The organism is Microbacterium sp. K41, assembly GCF_004794395.1.
Lineage (GTDB): Bacteria > Actinomycetota > Actinomycetes > Actinomycetales > Microbacteriaceae > Microbacterium > Microbacterium sufflavum.
This window is the reverse complement of the sequence record NZ_SSDO01000530.1, coordinates 1-3440: the sequence shown is the minus strand read 5'-3', so window position 1 is coordinate 3440 and position 3440 is coordinate 1. Positions and strand designations below refer to the sequence as shown.

Sequence of the window (3440 nt, the reverse complement as noted above, 5' to 3'; positions counted from 1 at the left end):
GTCGCCGCCGTCGCGCTCGACCCCAGCAGCAGAACCGTCGTCGCCACCGCGGCGGCGGCGACCACGCTGCGCAGCATCCGCCGTCCGGTCATGCCGACCGCGCCGCCTCGCGCACAGCCGCACCGGGGTCCTCGCAGCGGCAGACCTCGGGCGACCACGACGAGCGCTCGAGCGCCGCGTCGCCGATCGGGTTCACACCGGGGCCGGCCGCGAGGGCGTGCCCGGCGAGAGCGTGCAGGCACTTGACGCGGGTGGGCATGCCGCCCGCCGAGATGCCGTCGATCTCCGGAACCTCACCGAACTGCGCGCGATCGGCCAGGTACGCGTCGTGCGCCGCGCGATACGCCTCGGCGACCTCCGCATCGTCGTCCAGCAGAGCGGCGAGCTCCGGCATCACATGCGTGGCCTCGAGCGTCGACATGGCCGCGGTCGCCGCGGGATGGGTCAGGTAGTAGAACGTGGGGAACGGCGTCCCGTCCGGAAGCCGCGGCGTGGTGGCGACCACCGTCGGGTTGCCGCAGCGGCACCGCGCCGCGATCCCGACCACTCCCCGCGCGGGGCGGCCGAGCTGCGCGGACACGACGGCGAGTTCGGCGGGCGTGGGGGCGGGGAACGGGGGCGTCGTCACCACACCAGCGTAGGGGAGGCTCCAGGGAGGATGCTCGGAGCGGAAGCTCAGCGGGTGACGGCCACGGTGTCGCTGAGGCCGGCGGACACGAGCGTGCGCAGCAGCTGCGGCATCCAGTCCGCGGGGCGCTCCTCCAGGGTGTCGCTCACCGGTTCCTGCTCCCGCGGCAGCGCCGACGGATCGAGGTCGTTGTCGATCAGGTACACGACCTCGCCGGGCTTGACGTAATACAGGCGCTCGCGCGCCTGGGTCGTGATGTAGGCGGGATCGTCCCACCGATCGCGCTCGGCGGAGAGCGCGGCGATCTCGGCCTCGCTGACCTGCACCGAGGCCTCCAGCGCCGCGATCTTCTGCCGCTGGTCGATGAACGTCCCGAGCGTGGGGACCAGCACCCAGGCGCCGAGCACCACGAGCGACAGCATGATCGCAGAGAACGCGGACAGTCGGATCCCCGACGCCCACTCCCGCACGTCCACCCGCGGCGCGGCGCCCTCCGCGCTCCGTGGCGCTCGACGCCCCGGCTTCGCGGACGGTGCCGGCCGTGCGGTCTTGGCCGTCGCGGGGCGCGGAGACGCGTTCGACGACGACGAAGGAGGAGCCGGTCGTCGTGCCACGGCTCCTCCTCCGTCATGCCGCTTCGGCGGCGTCGTCCTGCCGCGGCTCACGCGGCTCTGTCACTGTGTGTGCGCTCAGGCCCGGTAGCGCGGGAACGCAGAGCGGCCGGCGAAGACCGCGGCGTCGCCGAGCTCCTCCTCGATGCGCAGCAGCTGGTTGTACTTCGCGACGCGCTCGCTGCGCGCCGGGGCACCCGCCTTGATCTGACCCGCGTTCGTGGCGACCACGAGGTCGGCGATCGTGGTGTCCTCCGTCTCGCCGGAGCGGTGCGACAGCATGGCCGTGTAGCCGGAGCGCTGCGCCAGGCTGACCGCGTCGAACGTCTCGGTGAGCGTGCCGATCTGGTTGACCTTCACCAGCAGCGAGTTGGCCACGCCGCGGGCGATGCCGTCGGCGAGACGCTGCGGGTTGGTGACGAACAGGTCGTCGCCGACCAGCTGCACCTTCGAGCCGAGCGCCTCGGTGAGGTGCTTCCAGTTGTCCCAGTCGTCTTCGGCGAGTGCGTCTTCGATGGTGACGATCGGGAAGTCGTTCACCAGGCCGACGTAGTACTCGGTCAGCGCCGCGGCGTCCCAGTCCTTGTTGTCGAGGCGGTACACGCCGTCGTTGAAGAACTCGGTGGCGGCGACGTCGAGGCCCAGCGCGATGTCGGTGCCCGGGGTGAACCCGGCCTTCTCGATGGCCTTGACCAGGAAGTCGAGGCCCTCGCGGTTGCTGGGCAGGTCGGGGGCGAAGCCGCCCTCGTCGCCGAGGCCCGTGGCGTAGCCGGCGGCCTTCAGCTCGGCACGCAGCACGTGGTACGTCTCGACGCCCCAGCGCAGTGCCTCGGAGTAGGTCTCGGCGCCGATCGGAGCGAGGAAGAACTCCTGCATGTCGATGCCGTTGTCGGCGTGCTCGCCGCCGTTGATCACGTTGAACAGCGGCACGGGCAGCACGTGCGCGTTGGGGCCGCCCAGGTAGCGGAACAGCGGGAGGTCTGCGGAGTCGGCGGCGGCCTTCGCGACCGCAAGGCTGACGCCGAGGATGGCGTTCGCGCCGACGCGCTTCTTGTTCTCGGTGCCGTCGACCTCGATCAGGATCTCGTCGACGATGCGCTGCTCGCTCGCCTCCACGCCCTCGAGCGCCGGGCCGAGCTCGTCGATCACGGCCTCGACGGCCTTGCGCACGCCCTTGCCCCCGTAGCGGCTCTTGTCGCCGTCGCGCAGCTCGTACGCCTCGAAGGCGCCGGTCGACGCACCGGACGGCACGGCCGCACGCTGCACGATGCCGTCGTCGAGGAGCACCTCCACCTCGACGGTCGGGTTTCCGCGCGAGTCGAGAATCTCGCGTGCGCCTACAGCCTCGATCAGTGCCACTGATGTGCTCCTTGCTCAGGGAAAAGGTTGTGTGGAGCGTCGTCGATCCGCGCCCCAGTCTAGCCCCGGGCTCGGACGGCGCCGGGGTGACAGGCGGCGCCGGGTGGATGCCGCGCGCGGGCCGGGTCAGACCACGAGGGCCAGTGCGACGCCGTCCCAGCCCTTCAGCCCCACGGTCTGCAGCGCGGTCGCATCGAACCGCGGGTCCTCCCCCAGCATCCGCAGGCCCTCCCTGGTGCCGATGACCTTCGGATCGGTCGAGTCCTCGCGCACGATCTCACCGTCGCGGCCGATGTTGTCGAGCACGACCACGGTGCCGGGATGACCGAGCCGCGCGGCCCAGTCCAGGTACACGGTGTTGGACTCCTTGTCGGCGTCGATGAACACCAGGTCGAACCCGCCCACCAGCGTCGGGAGCACGTCGGCGCCGCGGCCGATGCGGATGTCCACCCGTTCGCCGACACCGGCCGCATCGAGGCTCGCCCTGGCCACCGCGGCGTTGTCCGCCTCGGCCTCGACCGTCACGACCCGTCCCTCCTCTCCCACGGCGCGTGCGAGCCAGATCGTGGAGTAGCCGCCGAGTGTGCCGATCTCCAGCACCCGCCGCGCCCCGCTCAACCGCACCAGCAGGTTCAGCAGCTTGCCCGCCAGGGGCGCGACCTCGATCTCGGGCAGCCCGGCGGCCCGTTGGGCGGCGAGCGCCGCGTCGAGCGCGGGATCGGGCTCCAGGAGCTGCTCGGCGAGGAAGGTGTCGGCGTCGGCCCAGGCGGCGGGGGTGGAGTCCATGCGCTCAGCCAACCCCCGGCGCACGCGGCGCGTCAAGCGTCGCCGCCGCTGCTCCG

Annotated in this window: 4 protein-coding genes; all 4 read right to left on the bottom strand. The window is 72.0% G+C overall.

Annotated features, from left to right (window positions below; genetic code table 11):
• Positions 1–88: 88 nt before the first annotated feature.
• Positions 89–628, bottom strand: coding sequence for a DUF501 domain-containing protein (locus tag DW309_RS18650; RefSeq protein ID WP_136033433.1), 540 nt, complete (start codon positions 626–628; stop codon positions 89–91).
• A 47-nt stretch (positions 629–675) separates the two neighbouring features.
• Complete coding sequence (locus DW309_RS18645) at positions 676–1242, bottom strand: FtsB family cell division protein (protein WP_240753287.1); 567 nt, start codon at positions 1240–1242, stop codon at positions 676–678.
• A gap of 75 nt (positions 1243–1317) precedes the next feature.
• Positions 1318–2598: a phosphopyruvate hydratase gene (gene eno, locus DW309_RS18640; RefSeq protein WP_136033431.1), complete on the bottom strand. Its 1281-nt coding sequence runs from the start codon at positions 2596–2598 to the stop codon at positions 1318–1320.
• Positions 2599–2724: 126 nt separating this feature from the next.
• Positions 2725–3384: an O-methyltransferase gene (locus DW309_RS18635; RefSeq protein ID WP_136046233.1), complete on the bottom strand. Its 660-nt coding sequence runs from the start codon at positions 3382–3384 to the stop codon at positions 2725–2727.
• Positions 3385–3440: the final 56 nt, after the last annotated feature.